Raw genomic sequence first — 16,960 nt, 5'->3', positions numbered from 1 at the left:
GGATGGTTCACACATTGCTGTTACTGTACCTCACTAGACTAGGAAATGCTATATGAATCGGACAGCTTTTCTTTCTACCTTGATCTTGGTGGTTTTAATGGTTTTGGCTGGTTCTTTGCCAAATAGCTTTTATAAAGCTAACGATAGGTTATTTGTGATTGCCACAATTGTGATTTCAGCTATGTCTTTAATTGCTCTTGTGCTCTTCTTTAGCATTCGTTGACTTCGATCGCTAACTTTTCTGTTGTTAGGGAGTTTTATGAACAAATACCTAATGGTCACGATCGCTGTTTCTCTGTTAACTTTTCCTACGGCTGCGATCGCACAATTAAAGCAAGTTCAAAAAGAGATGCTCTTTGTAGGGGAAGATATTAATGGGGTTAAGGTTTATATCCATCCTGAGTCTCTAAAGAAGCAATTTCCTTTTGCGCGATTTTGGGTCTATGCAGTTTTGCCTGATTCAAGTCAAAGAAGGGTTGCCTCTTTGGATACCTACATGGCGATCGATTGTGTCTCTAAGTATGTGCGTATTTTAGAAATTATTAGATATGACCGCAACGGGGATGTGTCCTCAACAACGAGTTTAGGCTTTGACGATCCGCCGAATTCTCAAGAAGTGCTTGGTGATTTTGGCGACAAAATGTTTGATGTGGCTTGTAAATAATTGTTTGACTTGTATTGAAACTACGGATTTGAGTTAATTGGTTTTTGATTGGTTTGGGATGGCTTAGTTTGCTGTTGTGGTTCGGGTTGTGCTTGAACTGGAGGAAGCTTAGTAGGGATCTCAGATAGATGAGTCGGTGGGATGTTTTCTGTGACAATGATATCTTCAATGACAGCTTTGACGATTGGAGCCGCTACGGTTGAGCCGAAGGCATCGTCTCCAACAGGCTCATCAATGACAGCGACGACAACATAACGAGGTTCATTGGATGGGAAAATTCCTACAAAGCTTGTAATCTTGGCACGAGAATAGCCACCAGTTGGCGCAGCTTTTTGAGCTGTTCCTGTTTTTCCACCTAGACGATAGCCAGGAATACGCGCTGGCTTACCTGTGCCTTTTTCGACTACGTTTGTCATCATCTCTAACACCTTGACCATGGTGCTGGGTGAAAAAATTTGGCGAGGAGCAGGTAGCTTGTTTTGGGAATAATCTTCTCCTTCGGCATTAATTAACCCCTTAACCACATGCGGAGTTAGTAATTTGCCGCGACTGGCAATCATTCCGTGTAATTGTAAGAGTTGTATGGGTGTCAGTGAAAATCCTTGACCAAAGGCTGCTGTAGCAGGCTCAATTACTTGTTCTACAAATAAGTTCTGAGGTTTGAGCGAACTTGGCGTTTCAGCGGGTAGATCGATTCCAGTGATGTCCCCCAATCCAATACGTTCTAGCCAACCATAGTAAACAGAGGGCTTCATTCGTTGAATAATATGCACCATGCCCACGTTACTCGATCGCTCTAAAATTTGGCTAATGCTGAGCGAACCATTGGCTCCAGCTGATTCATAATCAAAGTTGGCAACGGGCCATCCGCCGATGGTGAGTGCTCCTTCATCATAAAAGACTGTATCTGGTTGAATGGCTCCTGCTTCTAGTGCGATCGCGACGTTGATCGGCTTAAATGTCGATCCTGGCTCATATAAATCAGATACGGCCCAGTTTTTAAATAGCTCGACCTTTGCTTGGAAAAATTGGTTTGGATCGTAGGTTGGCTCGGTGACTAGAGCTAGTAATCCACCATCCCTCACATCCATCACTAGGACAGCCCCACGTTTTGCTCCATACTTAGTAATCTGTTGCTTGAGCACCTGACGGGCTGTGCGTTGAATGCGTGCGTCGATGGTTAGTTGTAATTTGGTTTGATCGGCATGAATCATACCTGCTGGAACACTATTGGGAATTAATTTATCTCGGTTCCCAGTTTCGGTATCTCTGATTGTAGGCTCTAATAGTTTTTGTTGGCTGAATTCAATTCCTGCTTGACCGCGATGATCGATGTCTACATAGCCGATTACTTCAGCCGCTAGATCTTGTTGGGGGTAAGAGCGACGTCGATGTTGGGTGGTTTCTAAACCATCAACTGGAATTGTGTCCGCCTTTAAAGTATCGAGGCTCAAATCGGATAACTTGTTACTAACTTTCAAATCGGCGATGCGATCTGCTTGTTCGGGAGGGATCCATTCTTGGATTTTTACAGTAGTATCATTCTGCTTTAGCAGCTCTAAAACCTTTGGGGCTGGTCGATCAATCAGAATAGCAGAGAGCTTCTCAGCAACCTCGTTGAGTTTTTTGGGAACTTCCTCTTCAATCCTTTTGCTAATTTCTTCAGGGGGAACTTTGAGTTGCCTGAGACGAGATCTGATCATCTCAGTGATTTGTTTCTTAATTTGAGGAGGATGGGCGTACAGCGAGTATTCAGGCTTATCGATCGCTAAGACTAGTCCATGCCGATCGATGATATCGCGACGTGCAATAAAAGGTCTGAATTGGAGAATTAATTGACCATCGGCTTTTGCTTTAAGATCGCTGAAAGTCAATACCTGTAAAAAGACGAGTCTTGCAATCAAACCCAAGGATGCCAACGCTAGAATACCCCACACCAAAAGTGTTCTAAATTTGAGGTCTTGTGTGTTGGAATTACTTCTGGCAGGTGGGTTGACCATAGGTTAAGTCTGAGAGACTAAAGAAGAGTTGTTGGGGAAATGATAACCCCAAATCATATCTTTAGATAACCAAACATAGGGAAGTTTACGGCAATTTTCAGAATCCTTTTGGAATTGTGGGTGTTTTCTAAAAGCTATACTCTCTGCAAGAAAACAAATGCTATAACTGAAGACACAGATGTCGGAAGCGATCGCCGCGTTGCTCGAAATTAGCAAACTGATCGAAACTAGCGCAAGCAGGGGAAAACAAAACTGAAGTGGGATGGCTCTCACTGCCGTTCTCATAGGGTTTTGATTGGGCGATCGCGACAGCTCTAGGCACGGCAACTTCGAGAGTTTCTACAATTTCATAATTGTGATATTGAATGCCTTCTAGCATTTTGGCAAAGGCTGGAGCTGCTTCACCAATTAATAAAACTGCGATCGCTTTGAGCCGAATCATCTCTAGCCAGCTACGTGCATCTCCCTGTTTGGGTTGACCACCGGCAATCAAGATCGTGGGTGATTTGACGGAACGTAGACCCACTTCGGCGGCGTCGTAGTTGGTAGCTTTACTGTCGTTAATGAAATGAATGCCTTTATAGCTACAGATATATTCCAAACGGTGCGGCACGCCCTTAAATTTTGCTACAGCTTCTTCAATATGTTTAGAGTTGATGCCTGCTAGCTTTGCCGCTGCTACAGACATCAATAGATTTTGCTGGTTATGTGCGCCTAATAGTTGTAATTTCTCTAGAGGTAAAACAACTTCGCCTGCAAATAAAACGGAATCGTTCTGAATATATGCCCCATTGGTCATGACTTCTGGTGTGGCATTTGCGCAGGATATCCAGATTTTCTGCGAATTTGCTAAGATTGCGTCCCCATGTTTGGCAAGATAAGCGTCGTCTCTATTCAAGATCACTTGGCTAGACTGGTGCATCAGATGCGCCTTAACATCTCGATAAGCCTCTAGGGTGTAATGACGATTGAGATGGTCGGGTGTGAAGGTTGTCCAGATTCCAATGCGAGGTTTGACGCTTTGAGCTGATTCAATCTGATAGCTGCTGAGTTCGGCAATAATCCAGTCGGGGGGATTGGTTGAATTAAGCGCAATCTCGCAGGCGGGAATGCCAATATTGCCACAGGCAACCGCATTCAGCCCTGCGGCTTGGAAAATGGCTGCGGTGAGGGCTGTGGTGGTGGTTTTTCCATTTGTACCTGTGATGCCAACCCATGGAATGTGACTGAGATAGCGCCACGCGAGTTCGATTTCACCAATGGTCTCAATGCCTAGCTCTCTGGCTCTAATCAAGGTGGGATGATCCCAAGGGACTCCGGGGCTAACAACAATCAGATGTGTAGGTTGTTGAAGCTGATTTTGCCGCTCGAAGTTTGGGAAGCTGCCTAGTTCAACGGTGATGCCTTCTGCTTCAAGCTGAATTTTATGTTTCTCTAGGCTAGGACTTGATGCGCGATCGCTTGCTGTTACCTGCCACCCCTTTGCTTTTAGTAAGCGCGAGGCAGACAGCCCCGATTGTCCCAACCCCAGCACATAAGCATTTGGCATTCGATATTTATTTACAGATTACTTTCACTAAATTTGTACAGAAAGCATATTTTCTCAAAATATGGGAAATTGAGCAATATGAAAGATTCTAAAGTGTTTGGTTTCGGATGAGCGTAGCTATTGGATGTTAGCAAATTACGGAATCAGTATGAGTTTGCCTATATGTTGACCTTGCTCCATGACATCCTGTGCTTGGCGGACATCTCTCAAAGAGAATTTACCTGCAATCGGTAGCTGATAGGTGCCGTTAGCGATCGCCTCGAGGATATGTTGATAGCCAGGATACTCTTGCTCTGAACCAGACATGACATTCAAAAGCCAACCTCGAATCGCCGCAGATTTGCGAATGAGCGGGGTGACATCGACAACATCGGGTTTGCCTAGTAAGCCATAAACCCAGAGCGTGCCATGATTTGCCAATATGCGAATTTCTTGGTTGAGAAATGCCCCCGCAGCCACAGGATCGAAGATGATGTTAACGCCTTTGCCACCAGTCAGCCGTTTAATATCTCGCCACCAGTCGCGATCGCGGGTTACCACTAGATGGTCGTACTTTGCTTCTGGCATGGCTTGCAAGGCTTCGACTTTGCTAGGGCTGGTGGTTGTGCCGATCGCGATGCCACCATAGTGTTTGACCACTTGAGAGGCTGCGATCGCCACACTGCTACTAGCAGCGGGAAGCAGCACAGTTTGTCCTGCTTGTAGTTGTTGCTGCCAAACGAGACAACCCCAAGCAGTTAAATAGGCAAGCCATAGGGCTCCGAGCAATTCATCAGGTACTCCATCAGGTACGGGAATTGTGCGATTTGCGGTGGTCGCAAAATGGGATTGATAAGTACCCCGCCCGATCCCATTTGCCGAAGGGGCATCGAGGCTTAAGATTACGCGCTGTCCGACAAAGCGATCAGTGACTTGTTCCCCAACGGCAACAATATAGCCGCCACTTTCAATGCCAGGGGTGAAGGGGGGATTTCCCGAAATCAGCTTATATTCTCCACGTCGCGCCATCAGATCGGCTTGGTTCATGCCAATGCTGGTAAGTTTGACAATGACTTGTTGCGGATCGGGGGTGGGATCTGGTTGCTCGATAATTTGCAGGCGATCGCTGCCACCAAAGGCTTCTACAACGACTTTGTACATATCTCGCGTCTCATAGCTATAAACTCTTTTCTCGACTTTTCCACTCTCTAGGATACTGCTGAAAGTAAAACAATGGGATCTTCCTCAACTCCTGAAATCCCCATCAATACTTGAAGTGGTAATGATTAGAAGTTAACCCGAAGCTTGAAAAACCACGGAGAGATTGTTCGCAGACATGGGAAACACTTTGAGCAACGAGAGCCCTTCTGCTTTGGCGACAGAGGTTACTTCTTCTAAATCGCGAACTCCCCAATCGGGATTTTGAAAACGCAGACTGCGATCGAACTCGGCATTGCTCGGGGCAGTGTGGTTCCCGCCTTGTTTAAAGGGCCCATAGAGATACAGAATTCCACCAGCAGGTAAAATTTTCCCTGCTCCTGACATTAATCCCAAACAAGCTGACCAGGATGCAATGTGAATCATATTGATATTCACGATCGCTTGAAGCGATCGCTCCAAAAGGTTCCGATCTAAACTCCATGCTGAATCAGTTACATCTAGATCCAAGGGAGAATGTAAATTCTCAGAAGGAAAGAATTGTTGCCATGAAGCGATGCTTTCTCTTGCGATCGGGTTGGGATCGGAGGGTATCCAATTGCGAGGATGCAGGTGTGGCGCAAAAAATACGGCATGTTCTCCTGTGCCGCTAGATATTTCTAGCACAGTTCCTGTAGAGGGCAGTACTTCCAAAAGTACGGCTAAAATTGCTTCGCGGTTTCGCTGTGTCGCGGGCGCATATTGTCGAGCATCGATGCGATCGTTCATTACAATAATTAGGGGTGAAAATCCTATGGCAGAAATGAGCATTTCAAGATATACAGGAACTGATCCACAAAAAAACTATTGCGATCGCATCTTGTAACGATAGCAATTCTGAAGCACAAAAAACATCTGTAGAAACACCACGAAATGCCCAATCCCTACTTCCATTTTCAACAGTTCTCAATCTTTCAAGAACGATGTGCGATGAAGGTTGGCACGGATGGTGTATTACTGGGGGCATGGGTAGATACCACATCCACTAGGCGAATTCTAGACGTTGGCACGGGAACGGGTTTACTTACCCTGATGTTGGCTCAGCGATCGCCTGCACAGATTGATGCCATAGAAATAGATGCGATCGCCTACGATCAAGCGAAAGAGAATATTCAGCGATCGCCTTGGGCAGAGCGTATCCAAATCCATCTTGGTGCGATTCAGGACTATACATCCTCCTGTTTGGAACGTTACGATCTAATTGTTTCCAATCCTCCTTTTTTTGAGAATGCCTCTAAAGCAAACAAGCATTCCAGAACCCTAGCAAGACACAATGATTTTCTCCCGCCCGTCGATCTTTTGAGAACTGCGGCAAGATTACTTAAGGAAGATGGTAGGTTGGCGATAATTTACCCAACTGAAGCGGCCCATAGTTTCCAGGCTAAAGCCGAAGCTTTTAATTTTTTCTGCAATCGCAAACTTTGTGTCAAAACAACACCCAAAAGTCCGATCAAGCGTATTCTATTCGAACTCAGTCAAAGACAGTCCGATTGTAGGGAGGATGCGATCGCGATAGAAGTCGCAAAGCATGTCTACAGCGAGGAATATCATGCCTTAACGAAAGATTTCTATCTCCGCAATTCTTCTTAAATTTGAAATCTGGAATTTAGTTGCATCGCGCCAACTAATTTGATTTGATAGAGGACAGTTTCTACACTTTTCTAACTTGTCCAACCCCGATCGCTATACCCTCGAACTACCAAATCTACGCCTCTCCTATCTCGTTTGGGGACAGGGGCGCGAACCTCTCTTGTGCTTGCACGGCATGGCGGACTGTGGTTTGGTCTGGTCGCATTTAGGGCAGTCGCTCAGCGATCGCTATTGTGTGGTTGCCCCAGATCTGCGCGGTCATGGCGAAAGTGATAAACCCGCCGATTACTCCTTTGATAGTATCATCGCCGACTTGGAAGCCTTAATGCAGGCATTGGGTTGGGAAAGCGCTCACATTCTCGCCCACTCTTGGAGTGCAAAGACAGTAGCTCTATGGGCGCAGCGATCGCCTCATCGTTTTAAAAGTCTGATTTTGGTCGATCCATTTTTTATGGGGCGCTTTCCTGCTTGGGTGCGGCTCACATTTCCCTTGTTCTATCGCGTCTTGCCATTCCTCAAATTGGTGGGCAAGTTTCCCAGCTATGAGGTTGCGGAGCAGATTGCCCGAACGCTCAAACAATATCGGGGTTGGACGGCTTTGCAACAAGAAGTCTTTCGTGCCACGATCGCCCAACAATCGGATGGATCTTGGCAGAGCAAGTTTCCTGAAAACGCCCGCGATCGCATCTTTGAGGCAATTCTCAATATTGATGGCTTGACCGCAACGATCGCCGTACCGACGTTATTTGTCAAACCGCAGCAGGGACTCAACCGCATGGCTTGGCAACTGCAACCCTACAAAAACCATTGTCTCAATTTACAAATTCGCGAAGTACCTGGAAATCACTGGACATTCTTGACCGAACCAGAAGCTTTCGATCGCGCGATCTCTGAATTTCTGGAAGGCTTAAAGTCTTCTAGTTCACCTTAAATAGTCTCAAGAATTAAGTCCAGCATATGATGTCAGTATGGCTAATATTTTTAACCTTCCCCAAGAATCGATTCCATTAGAGTTATTTGAAGCACTGGCATCGGGTGATGACATCCTGATCGAGCGGATTATTTCCAGTGGGCAAATTACGCCAGAGGGACAATGGTACGACCAAACCACAGATGAATGGGTGATTTTGCTTCAGGGTGAAGCCGAAATCGCCTATCTTGACGGTTCGCGACAACAATTACGAGCAGGCGACCATATTCTGATCCCTGCCCATCACAAACATCGCGTTGCCTACACGAGCATTGAACCTGCCTGTATTTGGCTTGCCGTGCATGGGAGGATGCAGGCAGCCTAATCTAATGGAAGAACTTCCGTACTTGGTACTGCTGGCTTTCAAGTAAAGGCATGGTGAGTTCGCCCATTTGTTTCTCTAGGTAATCTATCTTGGCTTTGGGAACTGCTTCCCAAGCTTGGCGGCTTTCCCATCGAATCACCAAGACAACATCGAAGGTAATGGGATCGATCCATACTTCTTTCCCTAAAAAGCCCGAAAATTTTTGCATTTCCTGCGTCCACACTTCATCATCCTTGCGAATAAAGGCTTCTCGCAAAGATTCAGGTACGTGAAATTTCAGCCATTCGATCATCATTGTTTTTAGATTTGTGCGATCGCAGCTAATTGTATACTGACTAAATGGCTTGTTCGCTAGCGTATGTAGGAGTTTATTGTGAGTAGTTTGACTCTATGGTTGCTAGGGGCTATAGCTGGTTTGATTGCACTTTTGGCTATGGCTTTGTATCTCGGCGATCGAGAGCGGCGGAGGCTTCAAGATACTTTGCGCCAAAGCGAAGCGACGAGTAAAGCACTGATGTCTGCCATGCCCGACCTATTGATTCGGATGAAGGGAGATGGCACCTATTTGGGAATAGTCAGTAGCGATCGCCTTTCTGTATTGAATCCTGAACTCTCCTCAGCGGGGGATGTCAGTATCTATGACATTCTGCAACCCGATATTGCCGAGCAGCGGATGTACCATATTCGCAAGGCGCTCCAGATGGGCGAAATGCAAATTTACGAACAACAGATTGACATTGATGGTCAAATTCAGCATGAAGAAGTGCGGATCGTGATCACGGGTGACAATGAAGTTCTCAATATCATTCGGGATATTACCGATCGCAAGCAAGCAGAAGAAGCCCTGCGCCACAATGAAGAACGCCTGCGCAGTCTGATTTCTAATATTCCGGGGGCAATTTATCGCTGTAAAATAAATGCTGTTTGGCTCGTCGATTTTATAAGTAATTCCATTCTAGATATCGCTGGCTACCCTGCGGAAGATTTCATCGAAAACAGAGTCCGAACCCTAGAGAGCATCATCGATCCTGACGATCGCGAAATTTTAATGCAAACGATACACGAAGCTCTGGCGAAACAACAGCCTTACCAAGTGGAATATCGTATTTCACACCAAAATGGATCTACGCGATGGGTACAGGAGCGCGGCAAAGGTATCTTTGACACAAATGGAAAGCCACTGTACCTTGATGGGGCAATGTTTGATATTACCGAACAAAAGCAGGCAGAGGCGATCGCTGCGATGAACGAACAATTAAAAACCGAAAACCTGCGCATGGGTGCGGAACTCAATATTGCCCGCCAGATTCAGCAAATGATTTTGCCAAAACCTGAAGAGTTAGCGATCGAAGGGCTTGATATTGCTGGCTACATGGAACCTGCGGATGAGGTAGGGGGTGACTATTACGATGTCCTCAATACCGATGGTGTAGTCACGATCAGTATTGGCGATGTCACGGGTCACGGGCTCGAAAGTGGCCTGCTGATGCTGATGGCACAAACAGCGGTGCGAACGCTTAAAGAAGTGCGAGAAGAAGATCCAGTTCGGTTTTTGTCAACGCTGAACCGCGCCATTTACAAGAACGTACAGCGAATGGACTGCAACAAAAACCTATCCTTGCTGGTTCTCAATTATATCGATGGCAAAATCAGTATCAGCGGTCAACATGAAGAAATGCTGGTAGTTCGTAAAAATGGGGCAGTAGAGAGAGTCGATACCATCGATCTCGGTTTTCCGATCGGGCTCGATGATGACATTGCGAACTTCATTAATTTAGCGATTATTGAGTTAAATTTTGGAGATGGTGTTGTGCTCTACACCGATGGCATTCCTGAAGCGATCGATATTCAAAAAAAGCAGTATGGCATCGAACGGCTATGTCGTCAGGTTAGTGAAAATTGGCATAGATCGGCAGATGAAATCAAGCAAGCTGTAATTGATGATGTTAGCTGCCACATTGGCTCGCAAAAAGTGTTTGATGACATTACCCTACTGATCCTAAAGCGTCTGTAATTGAACTGCCTCGTTTTTATGCCTGACTCACTCTGCATCTATAGGTCTTTGGACGGAAAGTATTAGGAAGGATTAGGCTTCGCTCAACCAACGAGGAGAATTTTGTCTTAACTTCTCTAGCGATCGCTATACTAAAAAAATATACTAAAGAAATATTAAGCGATCGTGCTTAATTACGCTAATCTAAATGTAATTTTATGAAGTTTTCGTCCTACCTTTTTCAAAGCGCATTTTCTGATGACGACCTTAAACCTTCTGAAAGCTCCCACCATTTCTTCGCGCTCCCATCAACCTCTAAGGGTTACAGCCTTTGGCGATAGTCTAATCTATGGCTATGGCGATCCAGTCCATGGAGGTTGGGTGGAGCAACTACGGCGACAATGGATGGGTACAGAAACAGGGCATGTCCTCTATAATTTGGGAGTAAGGGGCGATACGGTTTCCCATGTCAATCATCGCTTAGAGCAAGAATTTTTACTGCGGGGCGAACTCCGTAATAAGATTCCCGATTTGATGATTTTGTCCGTTGGCGTGAATGATTCTGCAAGGGTTGGCAAACGCGAAAGTAGAACGATGACGGATTACGATCGCTTTACCTTAGAAATAGTCAACTTGCTTGACAAGGCGCAAAATCTCTGTCCAACGATCTTTGTGGGTATGGTTCCCGTCGATGAATCGAAAATGCCTTTTTTGGACTGTTTGCACTTCAATCATGAAGATCAGTTTCGCTATAAAGAAATGACAAAATTAGCTTGCCAAGTAGGAAATATTCCCTACTTAGATATCTTCGATCTATGGCAAGAACGAGGGCAAACTTGGATGCGCGATCGCATCTGTCAGGACGGATTGCACCCAAATACGAATGGCTATCTTGCGCTCTTAGAGGATATTTGTAGCTGGCAACCCTTGATGCAATTGGGGCAGGTATCCGCATCGTAATCTCCAATGTGAGGAGAGTACGGGCAAATTACTATTTATCTATAAAACTTGAGTATTTATGATGCCAGGAACGAGACTTGAACTCGTGACACGTGGATTTTCAGTCCACAAAGCGCATACTGAAAAAGCTTTCTGGGCAAAGCTTTGAAAATTATTAAATTTTGAGTGACTAGACTTTAGCCTAAAAATGCTTAGGTATTACCAGATCTAACAGCCATTTCTAGGGGGTTTAAATGTCCAAACATTTTTGGGTTCACCAGTATCTTTATCTATATCGATCCATGTAGCCGATACAACCTTAAGTACCCTGTTTCTTGGTTTTCTTAAAGGCGATCCATTTTTTACAATTCTTACGGGTAGATCGTCATTACCCATCACGGGTTTAGTTTGAGAAAGTGGGATGATCCACTTAGTCATGAAAGCGATCGCCTCTTCTTCGCTCTGAAAATAACAGGATGTTTTATTTTTATGGCTACCAAATTTCACGGTAGCAAAAACGTTGCCTATAACCCTTTGCATGGGTTCAAAATGCACGCACCAGAAAATTTTCTCACATGGTATCGGATCGGGTATTGAAACATACCAAGCAGATTTCTTTTCTTCCCTTGTTTTTGCATCTTTGTGCTGAAATTTAAGAACTAACTGCGAAGACACTGGAAGCATTTCAAACTTTTCACCAATAAATATCGGCACAGCATCAGAGCCACTTGAGGAAATATTACAGACTGATTCCACAATCTTTCCTTGCTGCCTACTAAGTTCGCTTCCTAGTGGGGCTAATATGTTAAATCCTCTTCCAGTAATTACTTTAGACGTTGGAACGAGGCTAAATGAACCAGTGTTATCTTTAACGCATTCCAAAGAAGAGATAGGAATTGTTAAATCTGGGCATAAAAGCTGGGTCATTTTGTCTAGATGCTTTGCAAGCATGGAAACCTGATTAGCTATACCATTCAAGCCCTGACCTGTATAAGTGAGAGTAATTATTTTAGGAGCTGGCTTGAGTGTTTGCCTGATTAGTTGCGATATGAAATCGGCTAAGGCATTGCTAACTAATTCAGATACTTTTGAAATTACTAAATTTATCAAAGGATTTGCTTTGAATCTTCCGAAAGCTGCATTGATAATTAGGTTTGTTAAATTAGAAATCAAAGCACTTATCAAAGCATCGACAATCGCAGGATAGGGAACTGTAGGGGCTGGCTCGTCTTTACAGGAAGTAAATTCAAATTCTCCTGTAATATTTATCGAGACATAACCCTTAATCGTACTTACATCGCTCTCAATAGTAATTAATTTGTCGTAGATATCAGTTATTTTCTTCTCAAAAGAAACTAGTTTGTTGTATGTATTAATCACATCGCTTTCGATAGAAATTAATTTGTCATAAATATCTGTTAATTTTGTCTCAACAGAAACTAATTTATTGTAAGTATTAGTTACCTTTGTTTCAATATTAGTAACCTTAGTTTCTACATTTGTAAGTCTCGTGTCAAAATCACAAAACTTTTCATAAATATCATTTATTTTGCTGTAAATGTCTTGTAGGGTCTGTAGTTGAGTCATTTTTTAATAATTTTATATTGACTTATTTTTTTTTCCAAAATTCAAGAATTACTGACTTACTCCACCTATATGAGTGAGGACAAGGACAAACAAACAAATTTTTACGAAAAGTTATTCCGAACAAATGCTTTTCTCTAAGTAACTTTTTGCATTGTTGAACTGTTAAAAAATAAAGATTACAAAAATCGGAAAGTTTAATCATTCTTGGCGGCATCAAATAACCATCTATTTCACATGGAGACATGTAAAAAGTAGATTTGTAATGTTTTGAATGAAGTCTAGCCATTTTAAACCTTTATCTTTTTGCGTCTAGTAATCGACTCCATTATTTTAACGCTGAAACCATTGAAAATACTAGTGTTATTGCTATCTTTGATGCAACGAACTTTTATTGACTTAAGGTTCTTTTGTCGATTTAAGCAACAACAATTATGAGGTTTCTTTCATGAGTTTTGAATATTTTGACGCTGCTGGCAATGCTACGAATGATGGTGTTTTCATTCCTGTCGCAGCTCTTCCGGGCGTACTTGCTACTGAATTAGCTGCTGCACAACCTGCTACAACCAAATTAAGTAAAGCAATCTTTGCAATCCTCAATCAGATCTATGACACCATCTCGCCTACAACCTTTAATGCACTTGGTTTTACTGCATCTAAGGCAAACCCTTCAGGGGCTGGTACTGACCTCTTAAATCAGAATTTTAGCTTTACTGCCCAAAAGCTAATCAACTTTGATACTGATACTGTTTCTCAGGTTCCAGTTCCTTCTACTGGTGCAAACACAGGGCTAGGTAAATTCAGCATTTCAGACATTTTTGCAGGTGCTGCTGTCGTAGCTGCCGCTGGTACAGTTGCTGGTGCAGGCATCGTGATTCCTACTTCTTTATTGCTTCCTTATACCAGTCTGACTCATGCAGGGCTGACTATCAGTGGAACTTCTGATAATAGAGACTGGTTTGCAGCTTTGTTTGATTTCTTAGGCAACGATTTACCTGTTCGTAGCTCTACGGTTGCATCTGCTGTTACTGCTCGGACTGCTTCAGCGATCGCCGCCACTACGATTCCTGCCGCTTATGTTGATGCAACTGCACCCACATCAGGAATTTTGGTAGCAGATCTCCCTGCGCGTGGCTTGGTTTCTAAATCCTACTCACTCACAATCCAACTGATTTTAGACCAAAGTTCCCAATCCTTTGACGTAAATTCAGTCATCGGTTAGATCGTTTCAATTTAGGGGCAACCATGCCCCTTTCAGCCCTTTACTTAATAACCAAAATGAAGAAAGCAAAAAAAGTTCTCGCTAACTACATCAGCGATATTCAAGGTGGAGGTTTAAACGACGATGGTATTTATAGCGACATACCATTTTCAATCCGTGAAGGCTTAGACGATTGCATTCCCTACAACAATGTAGTCTCTAACTGTCTATGCGCTATTAGTACTTTTAACATGCGTGCTCTAGTTGCCACGTTTGGTACAAAAAATCCCGATCGCTCTTGCATGTCGATCCGATTCCCAATACCTTCCCCCAACCCAGACTCTATCGCGGCTTTTGTTCAAAAGCTAAAAGCTTGCGGTGCAATTTGCATAGATCTTGATGGCGAAGAATGGAAGGTCGTACCCCCCGGTCTGAGTCCAAGACTTAACTACGGACCAACCTTCACCCCAATTCAGTTACCCGTTGGAGCATTTGCACCTAAAATTTCAGGGCGTATGGCAGAGTATGAAACCGATGGGACTGTTGCCATTCAACGCCCAAAGGTAGCGGTAGAATCTGAGCCTGTTGCTTTCTCTAGCATTATTGTTGGTGATGTGGTGGTATCGACAATCAACGGGATTAAAACTGCAAGCGTTGCAGGACCCGGGGGCTGCACAGGACAACTTTTAAAACAAGATATTTGCTTACTTGCAAATATCTCGCCACGACATGCGATCGCTTATGGGTCATCTATCGCCGCTGGCAACAATGCCGTTGAGGCAGTGAGTAAGTTTGTAAGAAAAGCACCCATCAAAAGACGGCAAGATATTATCGATTGCATCAAAAAACTCGGCAACTATCCTGGTATTCATTGTGTGGGCTATAAAGGCGAGTCTATTAAGAACATTCACGAACTCGTATCGTAAATTGCTCTGATTTCGCTCCTGACATTTCCTGAAATCCCTTACAGAGTCTAATCGCCATGATTATTTCAAGAGAGTTTATACAAGCACTTGATACCCTTGCTAGTCAGTGGACAGGCAAGAAATTTCAAGCTGCTGAAGACCTTTACGATGCGATCGACGAATTGCATAATTTCGCTGAAGAGCATAGAAATTTGGATTTCGTTCAAATCCCTCCTCAGCAATCAGAGGATACTGTACCCGCAATAGATGCAACTGCACAGTCCGTAACTACTCCTACCAATGGCTAGGTACACTGGGACTTATCAGCTAGACAACGGCTATATCGCCGAAAGCGTTGCATTGACTGTATTTGCAGTCAATCTTGCAAATCCTATTGCTGGCAGTCCCTTTGGTGGCGAAAGAACTGACACGCGGTTAGATTTCGATAAGAACTTCTTACCGCCTAGTTTTCTTCTAAATCTTGTTGGTGTAAGACCTTGCTGTACAATCCCTGTCAATTCAATTCGTCACGCTAGGCTATTTTACTCAGATACGCGATATCTCTTTATCCCATGCCCATTTAGAGGCGGTACACCTGAGTTTTTTGGCTTCTATAAAGAGCTATTTTTGAACACTCAACAGGTTCATTTAGAAGCTCATGGCGAGACTGTTGGAGCTGATCGCATTCTTGTTTTTGCAAATAGACCATGATTAAAGCTGGGGCTAAAACAAGACGTTACGAAGTAGTAGGAGTCTACTACGACAATGATTTTGCCCTAACTAGCATCGTTCCCTTACGAATCTATAAGGATGAAATCGGCACTGTACAGACTCCAATCACCTCTTTGCTTGTAGGCAGATTTGTAAATACAGATTGTGCCATCCCAAAGGCGAAAGAGTTTGAACCGAGATACGTCAATGCTTGCTCAGAGAATGGTAGCAGTGTTACTGGTGAATCAAACTTTACTGTAATCGTGCCATTCCACCCAACCAACGAAGTCAATCACAAAGCCCAGATTAGAGAGATTGCTAAATTTCCTGATGTGTTGGCTATTAGTTATTTTGGGGAAACCCATACAACATCTATAGAGAGGTTTATACGGTGAGAGTTTTAAATGTTTCCGATGACTATCTAGCTACGGTTTGGACTGCCTGCTTAGCGGTTCTAAACTGTCCTAAAACAGTAGAAGAAAAGGTTCAAATCCTTGAATCTGCCCTAGTTCAAAAACTTCTAACTACAGGTCAAAGCCTAGCGCAACTGCAAACAGGGCTAGAACCTTTTGACACGGCAATTGTCAGCTATACGACTGACTTAGAGAAGAAGCTGGAATCTGCTAAATCCGTGAAGGTAGATACTGGCTTTACTGCCTTAGACACAGCGCTTACAAGCCACGTTCAAGACTTCCTTACAAAATTCGCGCCTGAGTCATGACCAATGCGATCGCTAACCAAATATGGAGTGGATTCACCAATCCTAATCAGATCGATAAATCAACTACTTTCTCTGGCTGTGATTTCTTGCTTCTTAACGCTCTGTCTGTGGGTCGCGATAACTTTGAAATTGCTGCTTCTATTGTCGTCAACGTGATTGCAGACACGCTCTATCTGAATGGGTCTGTACAAGTACCGCAAGCACCGCTAGGCAAGAAAGAGATACCTTTAGAGATTTCCTATTTTGACACCGCTTTGATCGTGGCTCTGCCTTCAGAAGCAACGCGATCGCAGTGTGAATGTCAGGTATGTCTCACTACTAGTTACAGCGTCAATCTTGAGATTTTCTCTGTTTCTAAAAAGGCTCTTTGCGATTGCAAGTTAGAGCTTGACCAGATTCAGAGTGATGTCAATTTTTTGAAGTTGCTGACAGGTGCGATTGGCGTAAATCAGGTAGCTCAAGATGTGGTGTTATTGGCGACGGCTACAGTAATTGGTGCAGGGTTAGCGCTGCCAACTGCGGGCGCGTCTCTTGCTCTGCCACCAGCTGCGGGTGCTGCACTTACCCCTGCATCTGGTGCGTTAATTCCTATTTTGGTAAGTGCAGGTTTCGCAATTGCAGGAGGTTGATAA

20 protein-coding genes are annotated in these 16,960 nt (G+C 44.0%); 14 read left to right on the top strand and 6 right to left on the bottom strand.

Annotated features, from left to right (window positions below):
• Nucleotides 1–52 precede the first annotated feature (52 nt).
• Both V2H45_RS06050 and V2H45_RS06045 read left to right on the top strand, forming a co-directional pair.
• On the top strand, nucleotides 53–223 hold the full coding sequence (locus tag V2H45_RS06050; protein WP_330482725.1) for a hypothetical protein: 171 nt from the start codon (nucleotides 53–55) through the stop codon (nucleotides 221–223).
• A 36-nt stretch (nucleotides 224–259) separates the two neighbouring features.
• On the top strand, nucleotides 260–664 hold the full coding sequence (locus V2H45_RS06045; protein ID WP_330482724.1) for a surface-adhesin E family protein: 405 nt from the start codon (nucleotides 260–262) through the stop codon (nucleotides 662–664).
• 20 nt (nucleotides 665–684) lie between these two features.
• On the opposite strand, the gene V2H45_RS06040 is transcribed toward V2H45_RS06045, so the two are convergent.
• The 4 genes from V2H45_RS06040 to V2H45_RS06025 form a co-directional block, all read right to left on the bottom strand.
• Complete coding sequence (locus V2H45_RS06040; protein WP_330482723.1) at nucleotides 685–2,664, bottom strand: peptidoglycan D,D-transpeptidase FtsI family protein; 1,980 nt, start codon at nucleotides 2,662–2,664, stop codon at nucleotides 685–687.
• Between the two features lie 160 nt (nucleotides 2,665–2,824).
• A complete protein-coding gene (gene murD, locus V2H45_RS06035) occupies nucleotides 2,825–4,213 on the bottom strand; it encodes a UDP-N-acetylmuramoyl-L-alanine--D-glutamate ligase (protein WP_330482722.1) in 1,389 nt (462 codons plus the stop codon).
• A 135-nt stretch (nucleotides 4,214–4,348) separates the two neighbouring features.
• Nucleotides 4,349–5,353 carry a zinc-dependent alcohol dehydrogenase family protein gene (locus V2H45_RS06030; RefSeq protein WP_330482721.1) on the bottom strand — a complete coding sequence of 335 codons (1,005 nt, stop codon included), beginning with the start codon at nucleotides 5,351–5,353 and terminating at the stop codon, nucleotides 4,349–4,351.
• A gap of 132 nt (nucleotides 5,354–5,485) precedes the next feature.
• Nucleotides 5,486–6,118: a DUF938 domain-containing protein gene (locus V2H45_RS06025; protein WP_330482720.1), complete on the bottom strand. Its 633-nt coding sequence runs from the start codon at nucleotides 6,116–6,118 to the stop codon at nucleotides 5,486–5,488.
• A gap of 144 nt (nucleotides 6,119–6,262) precedes the next feature.
• Here V2H45_RS06025 and V2H45_RS06020 point away from each other — a divergent pair, with 144 nt between their 5' ends.
• The 3 genes from V2H45_RS06020 to V2H45_RS06010 all read left to right on the top strand — a co-directional run bounded on the left by V2H45_RS06020 (nucleotide 6,263) and on the right by V2H45_RS06010 (nucleotide 8,274).
• Nucleotides 6,263–6,979 (top strand): tRNA1(Val) (adenine(37)-N6)-methyltransferase, encoded by a 717-nt coding sequence (locus tag V2H45_RS06020; RefSeq protein WP_330482719.1) that lies wholly within the window; start codon nucleotides 6,263–6,265, stop codon nucleotides 6,977–6,979.
• 76 nt (nucleotides 6,980–7,055) lie between these two features.
• A complete protein-coding gene (locus V2H45_RS06015; protein ID WP_330482718.1) occupies nucleotides 7,056–7,910 on the top strand; it encodes an alpha/beta fold hydrolase in 855 nt (284 codons plus the stop codon).
• 37 nt (nucleotides 7,911–7,947) lie between these two features.
• Nucleotides 7,948–8,274, top strand: a complete 327-nt coding sequence (locus V2H45_RS06010) for a cupin domain-containing protein (RefSeq protein WP_330482717.1) — start codon at nucleotides 7,948–7,950, stop codon at nucleotides 8,272–8,274.
• A gap of 1 nt (nucleotide 8,275) precedes the next feature.
• Here V2H45_RS06010 and V2H45_RS06005 read toward each other — a convergent pair whose 3' ends face one another.
• Entirely contained in the window at nucleotides 8,276–8,569 is a 294-nt protein-coding gene (locus tag V2H45_RS06005) for a TIGR03792 family protein (RefSeq protein ID WP_330482716.1), read from the bottom strand.
• A 78-nt stretch (nucleotides 8,570–8,647) separates the two neighbouring features.
• Between V2H45_RS06005 and V2H45_RS06000 the strand changes: the two genes are divergently transcribed.
• On the top strand, nucleotides 8,648–10,288 hold the full coding sequence (locus tag V2H45_RS06000) for a SpoIIE family protein phosphatase (RefSeq protein WP_330482715.1): 1,641 nt from the start codon (nucleotides 8,648–8,650) through the stop codon (nucleotides 10,286–10,288).
• 237 nt (nucleotides 10,289–10,525) lie between these two features.
• Nucleotides 10,526–11,227, top strand: coding sequence for a GDSL-type esterase/lipase family protein (locus V2H45_RS05995; RefSeq protein ID WP_330482714.1), 702 nt, complete (start codon nucleotides 10,526–10,528; stop codon nucleotides 11,225–11,227).
• Between the two features lie 207 nt (nucleotides 11,228–11,434).
• On the opposite strand, the gene V2H45_RS05990 is transcribed toward V2H45_RS05995, so the two are convergent.
• Nucleotides 11,435–12,793 (bottom strand): hypothetical protein, encoded by a 1,359-nt coding sequence (locus V2H45_RS05990; protein ID WP_330482713.1) that lies wholly within the window; start codon nucleotides 12,791–12,793, stop codon nucleotides 11,435–11,437.
• A gap of 445 nt (nucleotides 12,794–13,238) precedes the next feature.
• Between V2H45_RS05990 and V2H45_RS05985 the strand changes: the two genes are divergently transcribed.
• Genes V2H45_RS05985 through V2H45_RS05955 form a run of 7 tightly spaced genes read left to right on the top strand, consistent with a single transcriptional unit; the run spans nucleotide 13,239 to nucleotide 16,957 of the window.
• A complete protein-coding gene (locus V2H45_RS05985) occupies nucleotides 13,239–14,012 on the top strand; it encodes a hypothetical protein (protein ID WP_330482712.1) in 774 nt (257 codons plus the stop codon).
• Between the two features lie 56 nt (nucleotides 14,013–14,068).
• Nucleotides 14,069–14,917 (top strand): hypothetical protein, encoded by an 849-nt coding sequence (locus tag V2H45_RS05980; protein WP_330482711.1) that lies wholly within the window; start codon nucleotides 14,069–14,071, stop codon nucleotides 14,915–14,917.
• Between the two features lie 56 nt (nucleotides 14,918–14,973).
• Complete coding sequence (locus tag V2H45_RS05975) at nucleotides 14,974–15,204, top strand: hypothetical protein (RefSeq protein ID WP_330482710.1); 231 nt, start codon at nucleotides 14,974–14,976, stop codon at nucleotides 15,202–15,204.
• Entirely contained in the window at nucleotides 15,197–15,607 is a 411-nt protein-coding gene (locus tag V2H45_RS05970; RefSeq protein ID WP_330482709.1) for a hypothetical protein, read from the top strand. Before V2H45_RS05975 ends, V2H45_RS05970 begins: the two co-directional genes overlap by 8 nt.
• A complete protein-coding gene (locus V2H45_RS05965) occupies nucleotides 15,604–16,002 on the top strand; it encodes a hypothetical protein (protein WP_330482708.1) in 399 nt (132 codons plus the stop codon). Before V2H45_RS05970 ends, V2H45_RS05965 begins: the two co-directional genes overlap by 4 nt.
• Nucleotides 15,999–16,328, top strand: coding sequence for a hypothetical protein (locus V2H45_RS05960; RefSeq protein WP_330482707.1), 330 nt, complete (start codon nucleotides 15,999–16,001; stop codon nucleotides 16,326–16,328). Before V2H45_RS05965 ends, V2H45_RS05960 begins: the two co-directional genes overlap by 4 nt.
• Nucleotides 16,325–16,957 carry a hypothetical protein gene (locus tag V2H45_RS05955; protein WP_330482706.1) on the top strand — a complete coding sequence of 211 codons (633 nt, stop codon included), beginning with the start codon at nucleotides 16,325–16,327 and terminating at the stop codon, nucleotides 16,955–16,957. Before V2H45_RS05960 ends, V2H45_RS05955 begins: the two co-directional genes overlap by 4 nt.
• Nucleotides 16,958–16,960: the final 3 nt, after the last annotated feature.

Origin of the sequence: Tumidithrix elongata BACA0141 (genome assembly GCF_036349135.1) — a bacterium.
Classification (GTDB): domain Bacteria; phylum Cyanobacteriota; class Cyanobacteriia; order Pseudanabaenales; family Pseudanabaenaceae; genus Tumidithrix; species Tumidithrix elongata.
Note: the sequence above shows the minus strand (reverse complement) of the source record. Positions and strands in the feature narration are given on the sequence as shown.